The following is a 16,671-nucleotide window of genomic DNA, read 5'->3' as shown; positions in this document are numbered from 1 at the left end:
CCCCAACTACCGCAATTTCTGACGTACATATTTGCCGGCATTCCGTATTTCAAAAAATAGACTGTGGAGAGGTTCTGCGAGAAACAGGAATCGGCCAACGTCGTCCATATATTCCTGGACGGCTTGACTCCCCTGTTCCATAAGCCATTTCTTTTTTTCTTCATCATTCCCGATAGTCAGAAAGTCTATTGTTCGAATATTGCCGATATAAATATCGATGTTTCTTCGCCACTCGCTCCTTTTGAGTAAACTTTTTCCTTGCGTATCTATCGATCTCGTAATGTGACTGATTAAGTATTCAAGAAAACTTTCTTCACCCTTATCTCCGCTGCCTTCGTCGCCTTGCACATCACCACGCTCACCTTCATTATTTATGTTCCCGTCGCCACTCTGACCAAATCCCTCTGTGAGTGCAAAGCCGACAGTTGGCGGCAGTCCGCCTTTATCCTTTTCTTTATTGAAAATATCAATCGGATATGGATTAATCACACTCCCATCCGTCAGCTCATATACGCGACCGTGACCATCAGCCCATTTAAAGGGTTGATATATGGGTACTAAGCCCGTCGTAGCACGCACTGCCTCGACCACGGAGGCATTCGGCGTCCGTTCCTTCGAGAAAAGCATCTGGTTTTCTCTCGAGTGGTTATAGGCGATCAGTCGAACGTCTTTCGGCAAATCAGCAAAAGTCGCGTAAGCACTAAATCCTTTATTCTTTAGTAAGTCAGAAGTCCAATCCATAATTGTTTGACCGTCATCTAACCCTTTATTTGCGCTTAATCGTGAAAAGACAAAGTGTTCCTTGAACATTCTTGCGCTGCGCGACGTTGTCTTCGTTTTTTTCTTTCTGGCCCGATACAAAACAGGTCCTGCAAATTTTGAAAAGTCCGTCTCAAGAACTAATTGTTTCAATTCAGCTCCCGTATATGTTGCAGCCACGCCAACTGCCACAAAAGAAGCTGCCGAAACGGCCGCAATTTTTCTGATTTCAATATTTCGCCGTTCACACGCTTCCACACCACCAGCGTGTGCGACCGCTCTGATACCACCCCCCTGCAGGACCAGGTCGATTAACCGGTTACCCACACCATCACCATCTTTCGTGAGCAGTTTTCATTTCCCCCCCCTTTTATTCGTATCATGTTGAGCCAGTTTTCGACGGAGGGGTTTTTTCAGAATATTCTTAGGGATCTCATCCACAAAATCAACACATTGGGGAACTTTAAACGGAGCGAGACCCTCCTTGCAAAATGCAATGATGTCTTCAGCGGTGAGTGCCCCCTTTTTCCGCGGAACAATACATGCCTTTATTGCCGAGCCACGGAAGTCATCCGGGACACTGATCACCACCACTTCCGAAACATCGGGATGTCTGTCAATGTGGCATTCCACTTCACTCGGCTGGACTTTTTCGCTACCAACTTTAATCATGTCATCTTTTCGCTCAACATAATAAAAGAAGTGATCGTCATCTCTCCTTACCAAGTCACCCGTAAAGAGCCATTCGCCTTTGAGGACTTCGGCGGTTTTCTTCTGATTCTCCCAGTACCCTTTCATGACTTGCGGGCCCCGGATAACAAGCTCGCCCATTTTTCCACCGGGAAGCTCTTTCCCGTTTTCTAGGTCCACCACGCGTGCATCAGTATCAGCAATCGGGATGCCCATTGTACCCACCTTATCCGTAACGCCACGGGGCGTCAGCAGCGCGACTGGCGATAATTCGGACATCCCAAAGCCCGGCGAGACACGACAGTGGCTCAGGGATTCAAATTTTAGCTGATGTTCTGCTGATAGCTTACTCCCCCCACAGGTGATCACTTTGAGATGTTTGGTCGCCTCCGTGAGCACCGTTTTATATTTGACCAGCGCGTGAAGAAGGGCAGGAATAGCAGGCCATACGGTCACACGATGAGATTTCAACAGTTGCACAACCGTCTTCCCGGAAAATGTGGGGACGAGAACATTATTAGCAGCCAGCATCACCGACAAGTGCATGCCAACAGTGAGACCATACGCATGAAAGAAAGGAATGACACTCAAAACAACTTCTTCGCCTTCCTCCAGTGCGGGGGAAAAGGCCTTACATTGCACCAAATTGACAACAATATTTCGATGCGTGAGCATAACACCTTTTGGCTCCCCTGTTGTTCCACTTGTATAAAGCAGGGTAGCTACATCGTCAGGCTGAGAACGAAAATACGAGCATTCTTGTTTGTCCAAATCGGATGACACGACATCGCGAAAAGATACATGGTTTTCCGGAAACACGGGTTTCTTCCTGAATACCCCTTGGAGGAAAATAGCGGTACTGTATCCAAAGGACGCAAAATCCGAAATATGTGTTACCATGATGGGACATTGGGAAATAAATCGTTTCGTGATGATCGGTAAGAACTGATCAAGCGTGATAATCACCTTGGGTTTGGCATTACGCAGAATCTTCGTGCATTCCGCTTTCGTTAGCAAGGGATTGATCGGTACCGTAATGGCGGCAAGGGATAGCACGGCGTAGTCAGTGATCACTCGTTGCGGACAATTGGGAAGAATAATGGCTACACGATCGTGACGATGAACCCCCATTTTCCGCAGAGCATCTCCACATGAATACACCCATGTCAGTAATTCCCGGTACTTGAGCGCCTTTCCCAAAAAGTGCAGCGCGGGCTTTTCAGGAAAACGAAGTGTGGATAGCAATAACATTTCAAAGAGGGTATGGTCGGGATACGTCAAGCTATGAGGCGCGCCGGGATCATACCATCGCAACCATGGTCTTCCGTCACAAATGCTCATCGACCTTCGGGCTCCCCTCCTCCACTCCTTCAGGGAATGTAGGAAGAATCAACCGACAAATACATCCTTTACATTGGGGCATGGTCCGCGGTCAATGTTTGTACGCGGACAAGACATTTTCAGCCTCTTTAAAAGAGTCACAGGGTTGGAATCGATCTCCATGGTCCGCTGCTAGGCTTTCGAGGTCTGCTCGCGTGTGATCCACCCCTTCGCGTGCCATCTCTTTCAGAAGTCCCCCGCGAAACGCCGGAAATCCAGCTCCATATAGCATAGCAAGATCAACCTGCCACGGTTCCGTTACAATTGCTTCCTCAAGACAGCGAAGCGCTTCGTCTCTCATTGGAAGGATCAAGCGCTTGATCAATGTTTCTGTCGACACTGACCGCTGCGGCCCCGCATATTGCTCTTTGAGCAGTTTTCTCACTTCGTCATTCTCTTTGCCTTGTTTCCAGAACGTCAGAGGTCTTTGCCCTTGGGGAACCATACCTTCTATCAAAGGATGTACCACAATCCGATCTCCCAACTTTTTCAGAGATGAAAGGACATGAACGGCTGTCTCCACACCAACATAATCTATGAGCGCCAGGGGCCCCATGCTGCGCCCAGAATCAATCGCCATGCCAAAGTTTTCAGCCGCCTTGTCGACGTCTGCAATCGAGACGCCCTCGGCCACAAGCAGCACTGCCTCTATCAAATACCGGGACAAGATTCGATTCACCAAGAAACCGGGACCATCCCGAACGACGAGCGGTACTTTCCCCATAATGCTGCCAAGTTCATATGCGTGGGCAAGGGCCTGAGCCGAGGTAGAATCGGATCTCACAATTTCCACCAGTTGCATCTTTCGGACAGGGTTGAAAAAGTGCATCCCCACACAACGTTCTTTATGTCTGGCTTTCTCAGCAACCTCTGAAATCATAAACGAAGAGGTGTTCGTGGCAAAAATTGCATCCGTGGGTGCAGCTTCTTCAAATTCCTCAAGGGCCTTTTGCTTCCATGTGAGAACTTCCTTGATTGCCTCGATCACGAACGGAGTGGACCTAAAATCGTCCCAAGACAGTGAGGGATGTATGCGTAACATGCGGTGTTCACACTCTGGCTTATTGATAATTCTTTTTGCTACGTCCTCCTTTTTCATTCTTATTATTCTATTCATGCCGTCACAGAGAAATTTCGGCTCGAGATCTTTAAGGTGCACTCCAAATCCTTTATCGGAAATCTCTCCAGCAATCTGCGAGCCCATTAACCCAGCACCGAGAACGCCGATGGTATGCTTTGCGGGGTCGAAAAATGATGGCCCCATGTTTTGATTCTTCGTCTTTTGAGTCGACAGGAAAACCTCGATCAGATCCTTGGACAACCGCGAGACAACAAGCTCAAGCAGGTGAGGCATCTCGGCTTCTAGGCATGCCCTCTGAACAGACATGCGAAGTCCGGCCTGGACCGCGTCCAATGCCTTCAAGGGGGCGGGATAACAGTTCTTGACGCGTGCCGTGACCATGCTTCGCGCCTTTTTGAAGGTGATCAGGTCCCGAACTCCCGGCCATCCAAGAATGTTCTGTAGCAGGGGTGTCCTTCGATTCCTTTTAAGACCCCTTTTTGAACAAAGTGTCAGAGCCCTTTCGATAGCAACGCCAACAAACGCCTCTCTGTCGACGGTATCGATCGTTCTTTCGCCCCGTTGATTCGTCACGACATCATCAATAATGCCACGCTTCAGGGCCGGATAGGCGTACACGTTTCTTCCGCTCGTGATAAGGTCGAGGGCATCCGGCAGGCTAATCAGTCGAGGAAGGCGTTGCGTGCCCCCAAAACCAGGGATGATACCCAGTTTGACCTCGGGGAGTCCAAAGACGCCATTATCCGTGGCGACCCGCCAATGACATACGAGTGCGAGTTCGAGCCCACCCCCCAGGCACAACCCATCGATCGCGACCACCCACGGTTTCTTCGAGTTTTCAATCTCACCGAAGACCGTATGTGTCTCCGTCACGAGTTTCTTGCACCCATCAATATCCGTCATTTCATATATTTCATTGATATCCGCACCGGCAATAAACGAATCTTTCAAGCTTACCAGCACCATCCCCTTGACACGTTCATCCGCTGTCACATCATGCACAATCGCCTTAATTTCCTCTAATGCTTCGGACGTCAATACATTGACAGACTTCCCTTGATAATCGAATCCGACAATGCAGATGTCATTATCGAGTAGGCGTGTTTTGAAATGTCGGTACGCCCATTCCATGGTTATTCCCTTTCCACAATCATGGCGACGCCTTGACCACCGCCGATGCATGCGCTCACGAGGCCCCTTGTCTCCTCACGCCTCTTCATCTCTCGAAGCGTGGTGATGATGAGGCGCACGCCCGACACCCCCACTGGATGACCGAGCGCAATTGCCCCCCCATGAGGATTGAGAGCGGTGTCGACAACCTTCCCCAGCGCTTTATCGAAACCGTATGTTCCGAACCATTTGTGCATCAGTGCATCCGATTCCATTGTACGAACACAAGCCAGCACCTGTGCGGCAAAGGCTTCATTTAACTCAATCACGGAAAAGTCATCCAGCGACAATTTGGTTTTCTGCAAGACCTTCGCGATGGCTCCTACCGGGCTTAATCCCATTCGACTGGGATCAAAGCCGATATCTTCATATTCTCCAACGTATCCGAGAACCGGTAGTCCGAGACTCTGGGCCTTCTCCTCTACCATCAGCAGGATACTGGCAGCACCGTCGGTCACTTGAGAGGAATTTCCTATGGTTACCGTGCCGTGCCTTGTATCAAAGAAAGGTTTGAGCTTTCCCAGTGCATCCATGGTTTGATTACTGCGAACGCCGTTATCAACATCAACGAACGCGTACCCGTTTTGCGTCGGGACGAACACGGGAGTGATTTCTTCTGTAAAGATCGTTTCTTGTGCTTGTGATGCGTTTTGGTGCGACCGAAGGGCAAACGTGTCCTGATCGTGACGGGTAATCCCAAAGCTGGGATCTTTTGCTAGATTTTCAGCAGTGATGCCCATGATAAGATCACACGTGGGATCTGTGAGTCCCAGCTTTAAGCCGATGATCGGCTGGTAAGCTTTATGCCAGAAGCGAAACAGTTGTGCATATAACTTAAGGATTGGTTTCAACTTCGCGAAGGGAGTTCTTGCGCCCACCAGATCTTTGAAGGATTGCGTTACCACAGGCTGGTAGAAGAACGGAATCCGACTCATGGATTCCGCGCCCACGACTAGGATCGTATCGGCGGATCCTGATTCAATCCAAAGACGGCCGTAGTGAACTGCAGTTACTCCCGAGCCGCAGTTCTTCCCGAGCGTATCCGCCGGGATAGAGACCGGCAAGCCGCCCTTGACCGCCATGACTCGGGCGATGTTCGGGGCATGGGGCGGAGTGGCAATATTGCTCCCAATGACGCGATCTACAACCGTAGGCTGTACATTCCAGTTTTCGAATCTCTTTACGATTTCCCGCACTGTCAAAGCGCCGAGAAAATCCGCCTCAAGATCCTGAAACTGCGTCCCTTCTTTGCAAAATGGAGTCCGAAAACCATCGACGATCGCTACTTTTCTCATTCGTTCCCCTTAGATAAAATGGCGATCATGCCAGTGCATCTTTTTCCACCGGTATATCGCGTGCCGTCTGCAAGCATGGTCTTCATGACTCGATTGCTCCCACGGGAGATGCTCACCACTGTACAGTGCCATATGAAAAACATCCCGGAAAGCTGCCCTTCACCGCGCGGCAGGAGCAGGGCACCTGGCGGGGTAAATCGTGTGGGGGGCAAGCGGCATCACGCCTGCCCGGGCGACCGTCTTGCATCGGCATCCGGTCCTGCGACTGCTGACCTGCTTGCGGCACGTCTCGGCCCACGGGATCCCGCCGGTAATCCACGGGATGGTGGATGTGGATCAAACCTCCCAGCGCTCCGCCCCTAAAAACACTGTCCCTATGCGGGTTTGTGCAAGAACGAGGCCAAATAAAACAGGACGATTTTGCTCGCCTCCCCCCATCTTCATTCACGTGATCCGTGGTGTGACCCCACTCATCCACAGGACACGTCTCGGCAATAGATCATGGCCCGCTCACACTTTACAGGTGCTTAGTCAACTGAGGGAAAAGACGCAGACGGTTCTGAACCGGTGTGACGGACAGGCCCAACCGGCAAAACCTGACTCCGGTCATGGGTCCATTTCTTGCATACTTTGTATCTCGTGTTGTGACCAAAAATATTAGATATCACTTTGCATAGCTCGGCGCCCTCCTAGCCGAGGGAACGGGGACCAATGGCAAAGAAGTTAACCCTAGATCAATCTCTCGATGTCGCAGAAGCTTCTCGTGAACGGAAGAAGCACGAAGGTTTCCTTGCTGGTCTCTTTGAAGCTGAGGTGAGGTCGACCTCATTTCCTCTCCATTACCCCGAACCCAGCGACCAAGCGCAATCCTTTCTCAATACACTCCAACAGTTTCTCATTGACAAAGTTGATCCGGAGCTGATCGATAAAGAAGGAGAGATCTCAGACGCACTAATCTCTGACTTGAAGAAGATGAAAGCCTTCGGCATCAAAATCCCCGTATCCTACGGCGGACAGGGATTATCCCAGTCCGATTACCACCACATAGGCGTCCTTTTGGGAGGATACGATGCCTCTCTGACCGCCCTTCTTTCCGCCCACAACTCGATCGGGGTTCCCGAACCATTAAAGCAATTCGGCAATCCCGAACAAAAGGAACGATTATTGCCGCGTCTGGCCAATGGCGAAATCTCCGGTTTCGCGTTGACCGAGGAGACAGCAGGGTGCGATATATCTGGAATCCTCACATATGCAGTACGGGTCAAAAAAGATGGAAAGACCGTTGGGTACCGCTTGAATGGGAGAAAACTCTATACGACAAATGCTCCGAAGAATAATGACGAATTCTTAGCTACACTTTTGGTGGTTGTTGCACGAATTGTAGACGATCCAGAGGAACTTCATAATTCTGGTGCTGAAAAGTGCTTCGGTGCTTTTATTGTTGAGACGAAGACGGATGGGTGCAAGGTCCTAGCACGGCTCAGGTTTGAGGGAGTCAGGGCGATTTATAACGGCGCCCTCGATTTCTCGCACGTATACGTGCCTACCGACAATTTACTTGGTCACGAAGGCGATGGATTAAAAATCGCGTTAACTACGCTCACGATCGGACGGCTGACCCTCCCGGCTGCCTGTCTCGGCGCGCTGAAAAGGTGCTTATGGTTCAGCCGCTTGTGGGCAAAAGAGAGAGTGCAGTGGGGAAAGTCGATCGGCGAGCACGGATTAATCTCAGAGAAAATCGTCCGTATGGCTGCTCGTACATTAGCACTTGAAGGAATCGTCAAGATGACCGGAGTGGGGGTCGATTCAAAGCAAGATGTGCGGTTGGAATCAGCCGCCGCAAAGATCCTTGCGACTGAATGGCTTTGGGATTCCGTAAATGATCTTCTTCAAATTCGAGGGGGCCGCGGTTTTGAAACGACGTATTCGCTGATAAGCCATAACGAACTGCCGATGCCGGTCGGACGGATGATGAGAGACGCGCGAATTAATCTTATCTGGGAAGGCACGAGCGAGATAATGAGAATGTGGATTGCGAGGGAATGTCTTGCAGAATACTTTAAGCACGGTATAAATCTGAAATACGGGAGGGTCAGTGAGAAAGCATCCGCTGTTTCCTATTATGCCAAAATGTTAGTACGGGGGGTTAATCCTTTTTCGGGCTCTCAACATACGCAAAAAATGGCCCGGCAATTGACTCGACTCGCTGTATTTGGCACCATGTACTATCAGACGGCCCTGCAGCATAAACAGCTGCTGCTGAAGAAATTTGTGGATGCCAGCATTAATTTGTATGCGGCAGCGGCGGCGTCTGCTTACGCGACATCCGCGCAGGTAACAGAGAAGCCTCTCTCCAGAGAATTGGCCGATTTCTTTTGCCATGATGCCAAGCAAACCATTCAGCCTGCATCGTCACTCAGAAAGAGTATTTTTAATAAGGACGACACACGGGTCTATAAGATTGTAAAGAGAATCTTAAAAGGGGAGGCGGAGTGGCTTGAAGAAGGGATTATTAAGAACGATATATCCGCGATGCAATAGCCCCGCGGTGACCGTGGGTCATGAATAAACCCTGAGCACTCGACCATCTCTTGGATATGCTTTTTTAGTGGCTTTCTCGTTTCAACCGTTCTTTGATCAGCTCCTGGGTGACCTCGCGGGACGAGGTCTTCCCGTGACCAACCGTCCAGTGGACGAGCTCCTTGAGCAGCACCAGGCGCTCTATCATCCCCCTGATCTCGTTGAGCTTAGACTCTAACTCGCGCTCCAGGCGACCGAAGATCTCCGTGGCTTCCCGAGCGATACGCTCCTGGGCCTCGGCAACTTTGCGCCGGAGGTCCTCCGGTGAAGGCTTCTGGTCCCTGCTGACGGCGTCTTCCGAAATGGCCCGGATCTCCTTCGCGAACCGATCCATCAGGTCCGTCAGGCCCGACATGCCCTGCTCAAGATAATCCATGAGTCCCCTCCGTGCGGTTTGGCAGATCCCCGCGTCTTTTTATCAAGCTGTCTTTCTCCCTACCATGTCGTGGTTTCCAACTCGTAGATGACCGTGCCCTTCCGGTTCTCACATACTACGTGTGGTCTTGGAGGTCTCTCGCAAGTAGCTAAAACGCCCTCGCGGGCCGTGCTTCGCCCGAGAAGGCGTCTGAACGCTTGCTGCGCCGTCTACTGTGCCCGGATGTGGCCCGCGGCTGTCCCTACACCCCGGTTCCATCTTCGTCTCCTGGGGGGCGTAAGTATCTCCGACCGGGCTCGGGATGTCAAGCGGTAGGGAGTCCATCCGGTGTCCATGAGGGTTCGAGAATCAGCACGGGGGCAACTTCTGGGAAACCTGCCTACTCGGAAAGAGCATGACGTGGCTGTCTGGGACGGCGCTGAGATATTCGCCAATTAGTGATCTGTTTCGATATGGACTGCGTTGCATGCGAGGAAAGGATATGTCGATGAGGAAGATCGCGCGATTATTTCTTACGGAAACAGTTCTCTCCAGGTGCCGGCCGCCGGCCGGAACTTGCCGGCAGGGATAGAAAGTTTCGCAAGCGCTACATCGTAGTGGACCTCTACGTCATCGTCAATGTCCACTTCCTTCGCGATGATGGAACCATAAAACTTCCAGTTGCTATCATCGATGTCAAACTCGCCATCTAAAAGATAAACGGCCCCATAAAACTCGCCTGTGCCCACATCCAACTCAATTGCGTTGAAACCAGACGCAGAGGAGAAGATAAGCAGATTCGTGGGATTCTTGCTCGTGTTGATCATCCCCCCTCCCACTGCATGTATCGGACCAGTCATGTAAATAATTACAGGGCCAGAGATCTCAAGGGTCGCCCCAGCGTTCAGATCGATTCGATTGAAATAATAGGTGCCGGGGTCAAGCGTCACCGTGTTGGCTACAAAGAGATTACGCGTTCCAGAATCATAAGCGCCGGGTGGCGAGATCCCGGTGTCATTCGAATTGGTAGGTTGATAGCTCGTGTTCACTGCAATGAAGGTAGTAGGCGAGACTCCATCGGTGATCGGGCCCGTTATGTTCGTATCAAACCCGAGCGTGACGTCACCCCCCGCCTGGACACTGCCCTTCACGATGTTATTCGTATCCAGGTTGATGTCGCCATTGCTTTTGATATCTCCCTTCGCTCCGGCGGTCAAAGGATCATAGTCCCCCTGGGCTGAGTCGTAACTGTCCACCACCACGCGATCATCCAAGTTCACGAAGTCTATACCGAGCATGGCGAACTTGAATGGTGAGCCGCGCTGTACGTCGACCTGAACTTGTGCCATCGCCGAATTGAGTACAGCGCTATTCGGGACATACCCCATTGAGACGACCTGCTTCCGATCCACGATGCCGGGAAGGGGAAGAAGGTCAGTCACCGTCGCCTCGTAGGTGCCGAAACCGAGGGCCTGCTCCCCTCCAGTCCCCGCATACGCCCCGTTGACGTTCAACTCGGCGATTGCCCTTTCAGACCCAGCCTCGGCCACGTGGGAGGCCTGGAACCGGTTCCGTTCGTTAATGGAGATGAGGGTTTCCGTAGAAGAGATACTTAAAAAGGCAGTCCCCATCACTAAAAGGAGGGTCATGATCAGCAGGGTGATGACGAACGCGATTCCCTCTTCTTTTTTCAACCCCTTCATTCTCTGAAGACCATCCTTCTCCGAGTCACGAGGTAAACGTTTCCCAGCGGCGGAGGAGCAGGGAGGACGAGACCACCGGAGTTTCATAACAAGGGTGCCCCTTCAGCGTCAATGAATTCTTCAGGGGCCGGGGACACGCTCGACTCATCATGAAAACACCCGCAGGGACACGCTTCGCATCAACCTCTGTGCCCGGAGTGACAGGCCAGCAGCAGGGGACGTGCCAATGCGGGGCAGGACGCCACGGGTGATGGGCTAAGCCTCTGGTTTGAAAAGGACTGCGATGATTTTTTCCGACGTAGAGTGACGTGGCCACCGCGAGAATCGGTCTGAAGAAATATGAATCTTGTGCATCAGGGTCTTTTGAATTTGATCCGGTTAGGTGTAGCAGAACTAAAGATTTATCTCTCCCAATCCCTCGTATGAAATTCTTGCATAGAGTGAAACCGTAGTGACTCCAGGGGACTGCGCTGATGCGGATGACGAGCCCAGCCAAAGCATCTGCGGATAATGGCTCAAGTCCGGACGGCGGTCCACGGGCCCACTAACGCTTTGGAAGCGAGAAGCTGAGGGTTGATAACTCTTTGGAACTGCAAGGGAAAATGCTGGAGGCGGCGCCGGGACTCGAACCCGGGAATAAAGGTTTTGCAGACCTCTGCCTTAGCCACTTGGCTACGCCGCCACGATATTTTTTGGAGCGGGAAAGGGGATTTGAACCCCCGACCCTCGCCTTGGCAAGGCGATGCTCTACCCCTGAGCTATTCCCGCCCGCAAAACACGTTCAAAAGATGAAAACGGCCTGGAAACCAGGCATAATTTAAAATATCGTTCGCCCCCACGAGAGTCAAGCCCTTTCTCTGCTTCCACGCGTGCTCTCGACTTCATAATCCTCGAAAACGAGGGAGGCTCTCACCCACCGCAAGTGGGCCATCCTTCAATTGAGACCCATCGCCTCGACCACCGCCTCAAGATTCGCCTCCACTGGTTGCAACGGTGGTGCACGGGTGAGTGCTACCTCTGGGTCCTTCAGACCATGTCCCGTGAGGATACAGACAACCTGGGCTCCACGGGGGATCTTCCCCTCGCGACACTGCTTCATGAGACCGGCCACCGCGGCTGCCGAGGCTGGCTCACAAAAGATCCCCTCGAGCTCGGCCACCTGTCGGTAGGCGTCGAGGATCTCGGCATCCGACACGAGCCCGATCTCCCCCTGGGACTCTTCGATGGCTGCCCGCGCCATAGACCAGTTGGCGGGGTTGCCGATGCGAATCGCCGACGCGACCGTTTCGGGATGCTTCACCACCGCTCCTCGCACTATCGGCGCGGCCCCCTCAGCCTGCCAGCCAATCATCCGGGGAAGGCCCTGAATCCGTCCCGCCTCTCGGTACTCCCGAAAGCCCTTCCAGTACGCGCTGATATTCCCGGCATTTCCGACCGGGATAAACACACGGTCCGGGCTTCTCTCGAGTTGCTCGCAGACCTCGAAAGCAGCCGTCTTCTGCCCCTCGATGCGGAAGGGATTAATCGAATTGACCAAGGCGACCGGATACTTTTCTGAGATTTCCTTGACGATCTCGAAGGCCTCGTCGAAGTTGCCCTGCAGCGGGATGAGCCTCGCGCCGTGCACCAGGGCCTGCGAGATCTTCCCCATGGCGACGTTGCCCTTGGGGACCACGACATAGGCACGGCACCCGGCCCGGGCGGCGTACGCGGAAGCCGAAGCGGAGGTGTTCCCCGTAGAGGCGCAGACGACCGCGGTCATCTTTTCTTCCAACGCTTTGCTGATGGCAACTGTCATCCCGCGGTCTTTGAAGGAACCGGTGGGATTCGCACCTTCGAACTTCAGAAAGAGCTCAACCCGGGAATCCAGGGCTTCCCCGAGGCGGTCCGCCCGAATCAGGGGGGTGTTTCCCTCCTGGAGGGTGATTACTGGGGTTTTTTCCGTCACCGGTAAATAATCCCGATACCGATGTATAACGCCGTGCCACCTCACGCCAAACTCCATACTTCGTTCAGGGTTCATGGTTCAGGGTTCAGCGCTGAAACAGCAAAAAAAAGGTGTTATCCTTTCCCTGAACTCTGCACTCTGCACTCTCAACTCTGAACTCTGAACCGTGAACTTATCAGGCTTCCTCGACACGGATGCAGATCGTCTTCCCCGTCACCGCATCGAGGGCCTTGATCCCTCCAAGAGCTTTTTGCATCGCTCCCTCCACCGCCTCGTGGGTCATCATGACGACTGGGACACTTGCTTTGGCATGCCGCCCCTTCTGGATCACTGAAGCGATAGAGATGTCGTGCTCTCCAAGGATCCCCGAGACCTTTGAGAGAACTCCCGGCTTGTCGACAGCCATCACCCGCAGGTAGTACCGGGTCCGGACCTGCTCCATGGGTCGAATCCTCAAGCCCTCACCGGCGATCTCACGGACATGCGATGGTCTCGACGGGCGCCCATGGAGGATGTTCTGGGCGATCTCGACAACGTCGCTGACGACGGCGCTGGCCGTCGGCATCTGCCCGGCTCCCCTTCCGGAAAACATCAAGGATCCGGTGGCGTCACCCACGATATAGACGGCGTTATAGACCCCCCCGACTGGGGCAAGCAGGTGGTCTTCGGGGACCAAGGTGGGGTGAACCCGTACCTCGACCTTGCCATCGGCCTCTTTGGCGATGGCTAACAGCTTGATCCGGTATCCCAGCTCCTTTGCATACTGGATATCCGCGGGGTCGACCTCGCGGATCCCCTCGATATGGATGGCATCAAAGTCCACGGTGCCCCCATAGGCTATCGAGGCGAGGATCTGGAGCTTGTGGGCAGTATCAATGCCGTCGATGTCAAGCGACGGATCTGCCTCGGCGTATCCCTTGACCTGGGCCTCTTCGAGGACCTCTGCGAACGGAGCTCCAAGTTCCGTCATTTTCGTGAGGATATAGTTGCAGGTACCGTTCACAATTCCGGTAATGGAGAGGATTCGGTTGGCAACGAGACCCTCTCGGACCGCCCGGATGATCGGGATCCCGCCGCAGACGCTGGCCTCAAATCCTAAATCGACTCGGTGTTCGGCCGCTGCCCTAAACAGCTCGAGGCCGTGGGTGGCGAGGAGGGCTTTGTTGGCCGTGACCAAGTGCTTCCCATTCCTCAGCGCCGCAAGCCCCACGTCGCGAGCCACTGTGGTACCCCCGATGAGCTCGATCACGATGTCGATTGTCTTATCCTCGGTGACCTCTCGCGCATCCGAGGTAAGGACATTAGGATCCACCTCCACGTCTCGCACCCTCGCGAGGTCGATATCGGCGATCCGCTTGACCAGGAGTCGCGCCCCCACACGTCGCTCGAGCAGCACGGCCTGGTCCTGGAACAGCCTCACTACCCCGACTCCGACCGTCCCGAAACCCACGAGGCCGATATTGATGGTCTTCATGCCTCCTCCGTCAACGCTGTCCGAAGTAGGTGGGAACGGCTCCGCGCCAAGCCTGATCGAGAAGGGAGAGCGGCAGGTCCAGATGAAACGTTTGCCCCTTGCAGATGAATCGGGAGCCGCCCGTCCGCCCTATCAGAGTGACCGCCACCCCATAGTGGTCGGCGATCGCCTGGACCCTATTCAAGTCCGCCTCCCGGAGGGAGAGAAGTATCCGGGACTGGCTCTCGCCAAAAAGGAGCGCATCCGGACGGAGGGAATCCGCCAGGTTTACGTCGACGCCGATCGGCTTATCGGGATTGCTGACGCACCCTTCGGCTAAAGTCACCGCGAGCCCCCCGTCTGAGCAGTCATGGGCAGAGCGAACCAGTCCGGCCCGGATCGCTTCCAAACAGCATCCCTGGACCCGGCGCTCTAACTCCAGGTCCACGGTCGGTGGTCGGCCCTGCACCATCCCATGGCAGACCTTCAGATATTCACTCCCCCCCAACTCCTCGCGTGTCTCGCCCAAGAGGACCACTACGTCCCCGGTCTCCTTCCAGGTCTGGGTAGTGGCGTGCGAGATGTGGGCCAAGATGCCCAGCATCCCCACGATCGGTGTAGGGAAGACGGCCTTTCCCATGGTCTCATTGTAAAAGCTCACATTCCCTCCGGTGACCGGTGTCTGCAAGATGCGGCAGGCAGCCGCCATCCCGCGAACCGCCTCGGCGAACTGCCAGGAGATCTCGGGACGCGTCGGGTCACCGAAGTTGAGACAGTTAGTGATGGCGACGGGCTCGCCGCCGCTTGCCACCACGTTCCGGGCCGCTTCGGCCACAGCAATCATCCCCCCCGTGAAGGGATCCAAGAAGGTGTATCGCCCGTTCCCATCAGTGGATACCGCGATGCCTTTCTCTGTCCCTTTGAGTCGGAGCACGACCGCATCAGAGCCTGGTCCAACCACCGTGTTCAAAAAGAGCATGTGATCATACTGCTCCCACACCATGGCCTTCGACGCGATGGTCGGGGAGGCCAACAGTTGCAAGAGCACGTCTCCATAGTCGCGAGGCAGGGGGATATCGTCGACGTTCAGGCGCTGAATGTCATCCTGCCAGGCGGGCCGGGTCAGTGGTCGGTGGTACACAGGGGCATCGTCCACGAGTGCCTTCACCGGGATCGAGGCCACGGTGCGTTTTCCCTCCCGCACCCGCATTACTCCATCGCCCGTCACCCGGCCCACGACCACTGCGTCGAGATCATACTTGGCAAAGATCTCGCGAACGGTCGCCTCGGCCCCCTGGCGGACCACCAGCAGCATCCGTTCCTGCGATTCAGAGAGCATTACCTCGTACGGGCTCATCCCCTCTTCCCGGCGCGGAACGAGCTGGATATCGATTTCGACGCCGGTCCCACCCCGGCTGGCCATTTCGCAACTCGAGCAGGTGAGGCCGGCCGCTCCCATGTCCTGCACACCAACCAGCGTATCAGTCTGCATGAGTTCCAGGCAGGCCTCGATCAAGAGTTTCTCGCGGAACGGATCGCCAACCTGCACGGTGGGGCGGCGCTCCTCACTCTTCTCGTCAAAGGTCTCCGAGGCCATCGTCGCGCCGTGGATCCCGTCCCGACCCGTCTTTGCCCCTACATAGATCACTGGATTCCCGATCCCCCCGGCGTGCGCAAAGAAGAGCTTATCGATGGGAGCGATCCCTAAACAGAGCACGTTCACGAGCGGGTTATGGCTGTAGCAGTCGGCAAAGACCACTTCACCTCCCACGGTGGGAACTCCCACCGCATTCCCGTATCCGGAGATCCCTGCCACCACCCCACCCATGAGATACCGGTTCTTGGCCTCGGTCAGGGGGCCGAAACGAAGGGAGTCTAAGAGCATGATCGGACGCGCCCCCATGGTGAAGATGTCCCGGATGATTCCACCCACCCCTGTCGCCGCTCCTTGGTAGGGCTCGATGTACGAAGGATGATTATGGCTTTCCATCTTAAAGACGGCTGTGAGCCCCTCCCCCAGGTCGACCACCCCGGCATTTTCCCCCGGCCCTTGCAAGATCCTGGGCCCGGAGGTGGGAAAGTGCTGAAGATGGACCTTGGAGCTCTTGTAGCTACAGTGCTCGGACCACATGACCGAGAAGATCCCTAACTCCGTAAAGGTGGGTTCGCGCCCCAGAATTTCGAGGATACGCTGGTACTCCTCGTGCGTCAAACTGTGCGCGGCGATGGTTTCTTGGGTAATCGCGGGTTCTTTCAT

At 54.1% G+C, this 16,671-nt stretch carries 10 protein-coding genes and 2 tRNA genes; 1 reads left to right on the top strand and 11 read right to left on the bottom strand.

The features are described 5' to 3' along the window. Window positions 1–6 precede the first annotated feature (6 nt). From O6929_05290 to O6929_05275, 4 genes are all read right to left on the bottom strand, one after another. On the bottom strand, window positions 7–1,086 hold the full coding sequence (locus O6929_05290; GenBank protein MCZ6479805.1) for a patatin-like phospholipase family protein: 1,080 nt from the start codon (window positions 1,084–1,086) through the stop codon (window positions 7–9). Between the two features lie 27 nt (window positions 1,087–1,113). Further along, the gene (locus O6929_05285) at window positions 1,114–2,763 is read right to left on the bottom strand and encodes an AMP-binding protein (GenBank protein ID MCZ6479804.1); all 1,650 of its coding nucleotides are present in this window, start codon (window positions 2,761–2,763) and stop codon (window positions 1,114–1,116) included. Window positions 2,764–2,881: 118 nt separating this feature from the next. Further along, window positions 2,882–5,041, bottom strand: a complete 2,160-nt coding sequence (locus tag O6929_05280) for a 3-hydroxyacyl-CoA dehydrogenase NAD-binding domain-containing protein (protein ID MCZ6479803.1) — start codon at window positions 5,039–5,041, stop codon at window positions 2,882–2,884. Window positions 5,042–5,043: 2 nt separating this feature from the next. Then, window positions 5,044–6,375, bottom strand: coding sequence for a thiolase family protein (locus tag O6929_05275; protein MCZ6479802.1), 1,332 nt, complete (start codon window positions 6,373–6,375; stop codon window positions 5,044–5,046). Between the two features lie 711 nt (window positions 6,376–7,086). Here O6929_05275 and O6929_05270 point away from each other — a divergent pair. Further along, window positions 7,087–8,916 carry an acyl-CoA dehydrogenase family protein gene (locus O6929_05270; GenBank protein MCZ6479801.1) on the top strand — a complete coding sequence of 610 codons (1,830 nt, stop codon included), beginning with the start codon at window positions 7,087–7,089 and terminating at the stop codon, window positions 8,914–8,916. 64 nt (window positions 8,917–8,980) lie between these two features. On the opposite strand, the gene O6929_05265 is transcribed toward O6929_05270, so the two are convergent. The 7 genes from O6929_05265 to purL form a co-directional block, all read right to left on the bottom strand. Further along, the gene (locus tag O6929_05265; GenBank protein MCZ6479800.1) at window positions 8,981–9,331 is read right to left on the bottom strand and encodes a hypothetical protein; all 351 of its coding nucleotides are present in this window, start codon (window positions 9,329–9,331) and stop codon (window positions 8,981–8,983) included. A gap of 512 nt (window positions 9,332–9,843) precedes the next feature. Beyond that, window positions 9,844–11,013: a hypothetical protein gene (locus O6929_05260; protein ID MCZ6479799.1), complete on the bottom strand. Its 1,170-nt coding sequence runs from the start codon at window positions 11,011–11,013 to the stop codon at window positions 9,844–9,846. A gap of 606 nt (window positions 11,014–11,619) precedes the next feature. Further along, a tRNA-Cys gene (locus O6929_05255) sits at window positions 11,620–11,695 on the bottom strand. Between the two features lie 11 nt (window positions 11,696–11,706). Then, window positions 11,707–11,781 (bottom strand) — tRNA-Gly (locus O6929_05250). 166 nt (window positions 11,782–11,947) lie between these two features. After that, the gene (thrC, locus tag O6929_05245) at window positions 11,948–13,036 is read right to left on the bottom strand and encodes a threonine synthase (GenBank protein MCZ6479798.1); all 1,089 of its coding nucleotides are present in this window, start codon (window positions 13,034–13,036) and stop codon (window positions 11,948–11,950) included. 100 nt (window positions 13,037–13,136) lie between these two features. After that, entirely contained in the window at window positions 13,137–14,435 is a 1,299-nt protein-coding gene (locus tag O6929_05240) for a homoserine dehydrogenase (GenBank protein MCZ6479797.1), read from the bottom strand. A 10-nt stretch (window positions 14,436–14,445) separates the two neighbouring features. Then, window positions 14,446–16,671 (bottom strand): phosphoribosylformylglycinamidine synthase subunit PurL, encoded by a 2,226-nt coding sequence (gene purL, locus O6929_05235; GenBank protein ID MCZ6479796.1) that lies wholly within the window; start codon window positions 16,669–16,671, stop codon window positions 14,446–14,448.

This window comes from Candidatus Methylomirabilota bacterium, from assembly GCA_027293415.1.
GTDB lineage: Bacteria > Methylomirabilota > Methylomirabilia > Methylomirabilales > CSP1-5 > CSP1-5.
Note: the sequence above shows the minus strand (reverse complement) of the source record. Positions and strands in the feature narration are given on the sequence as shown.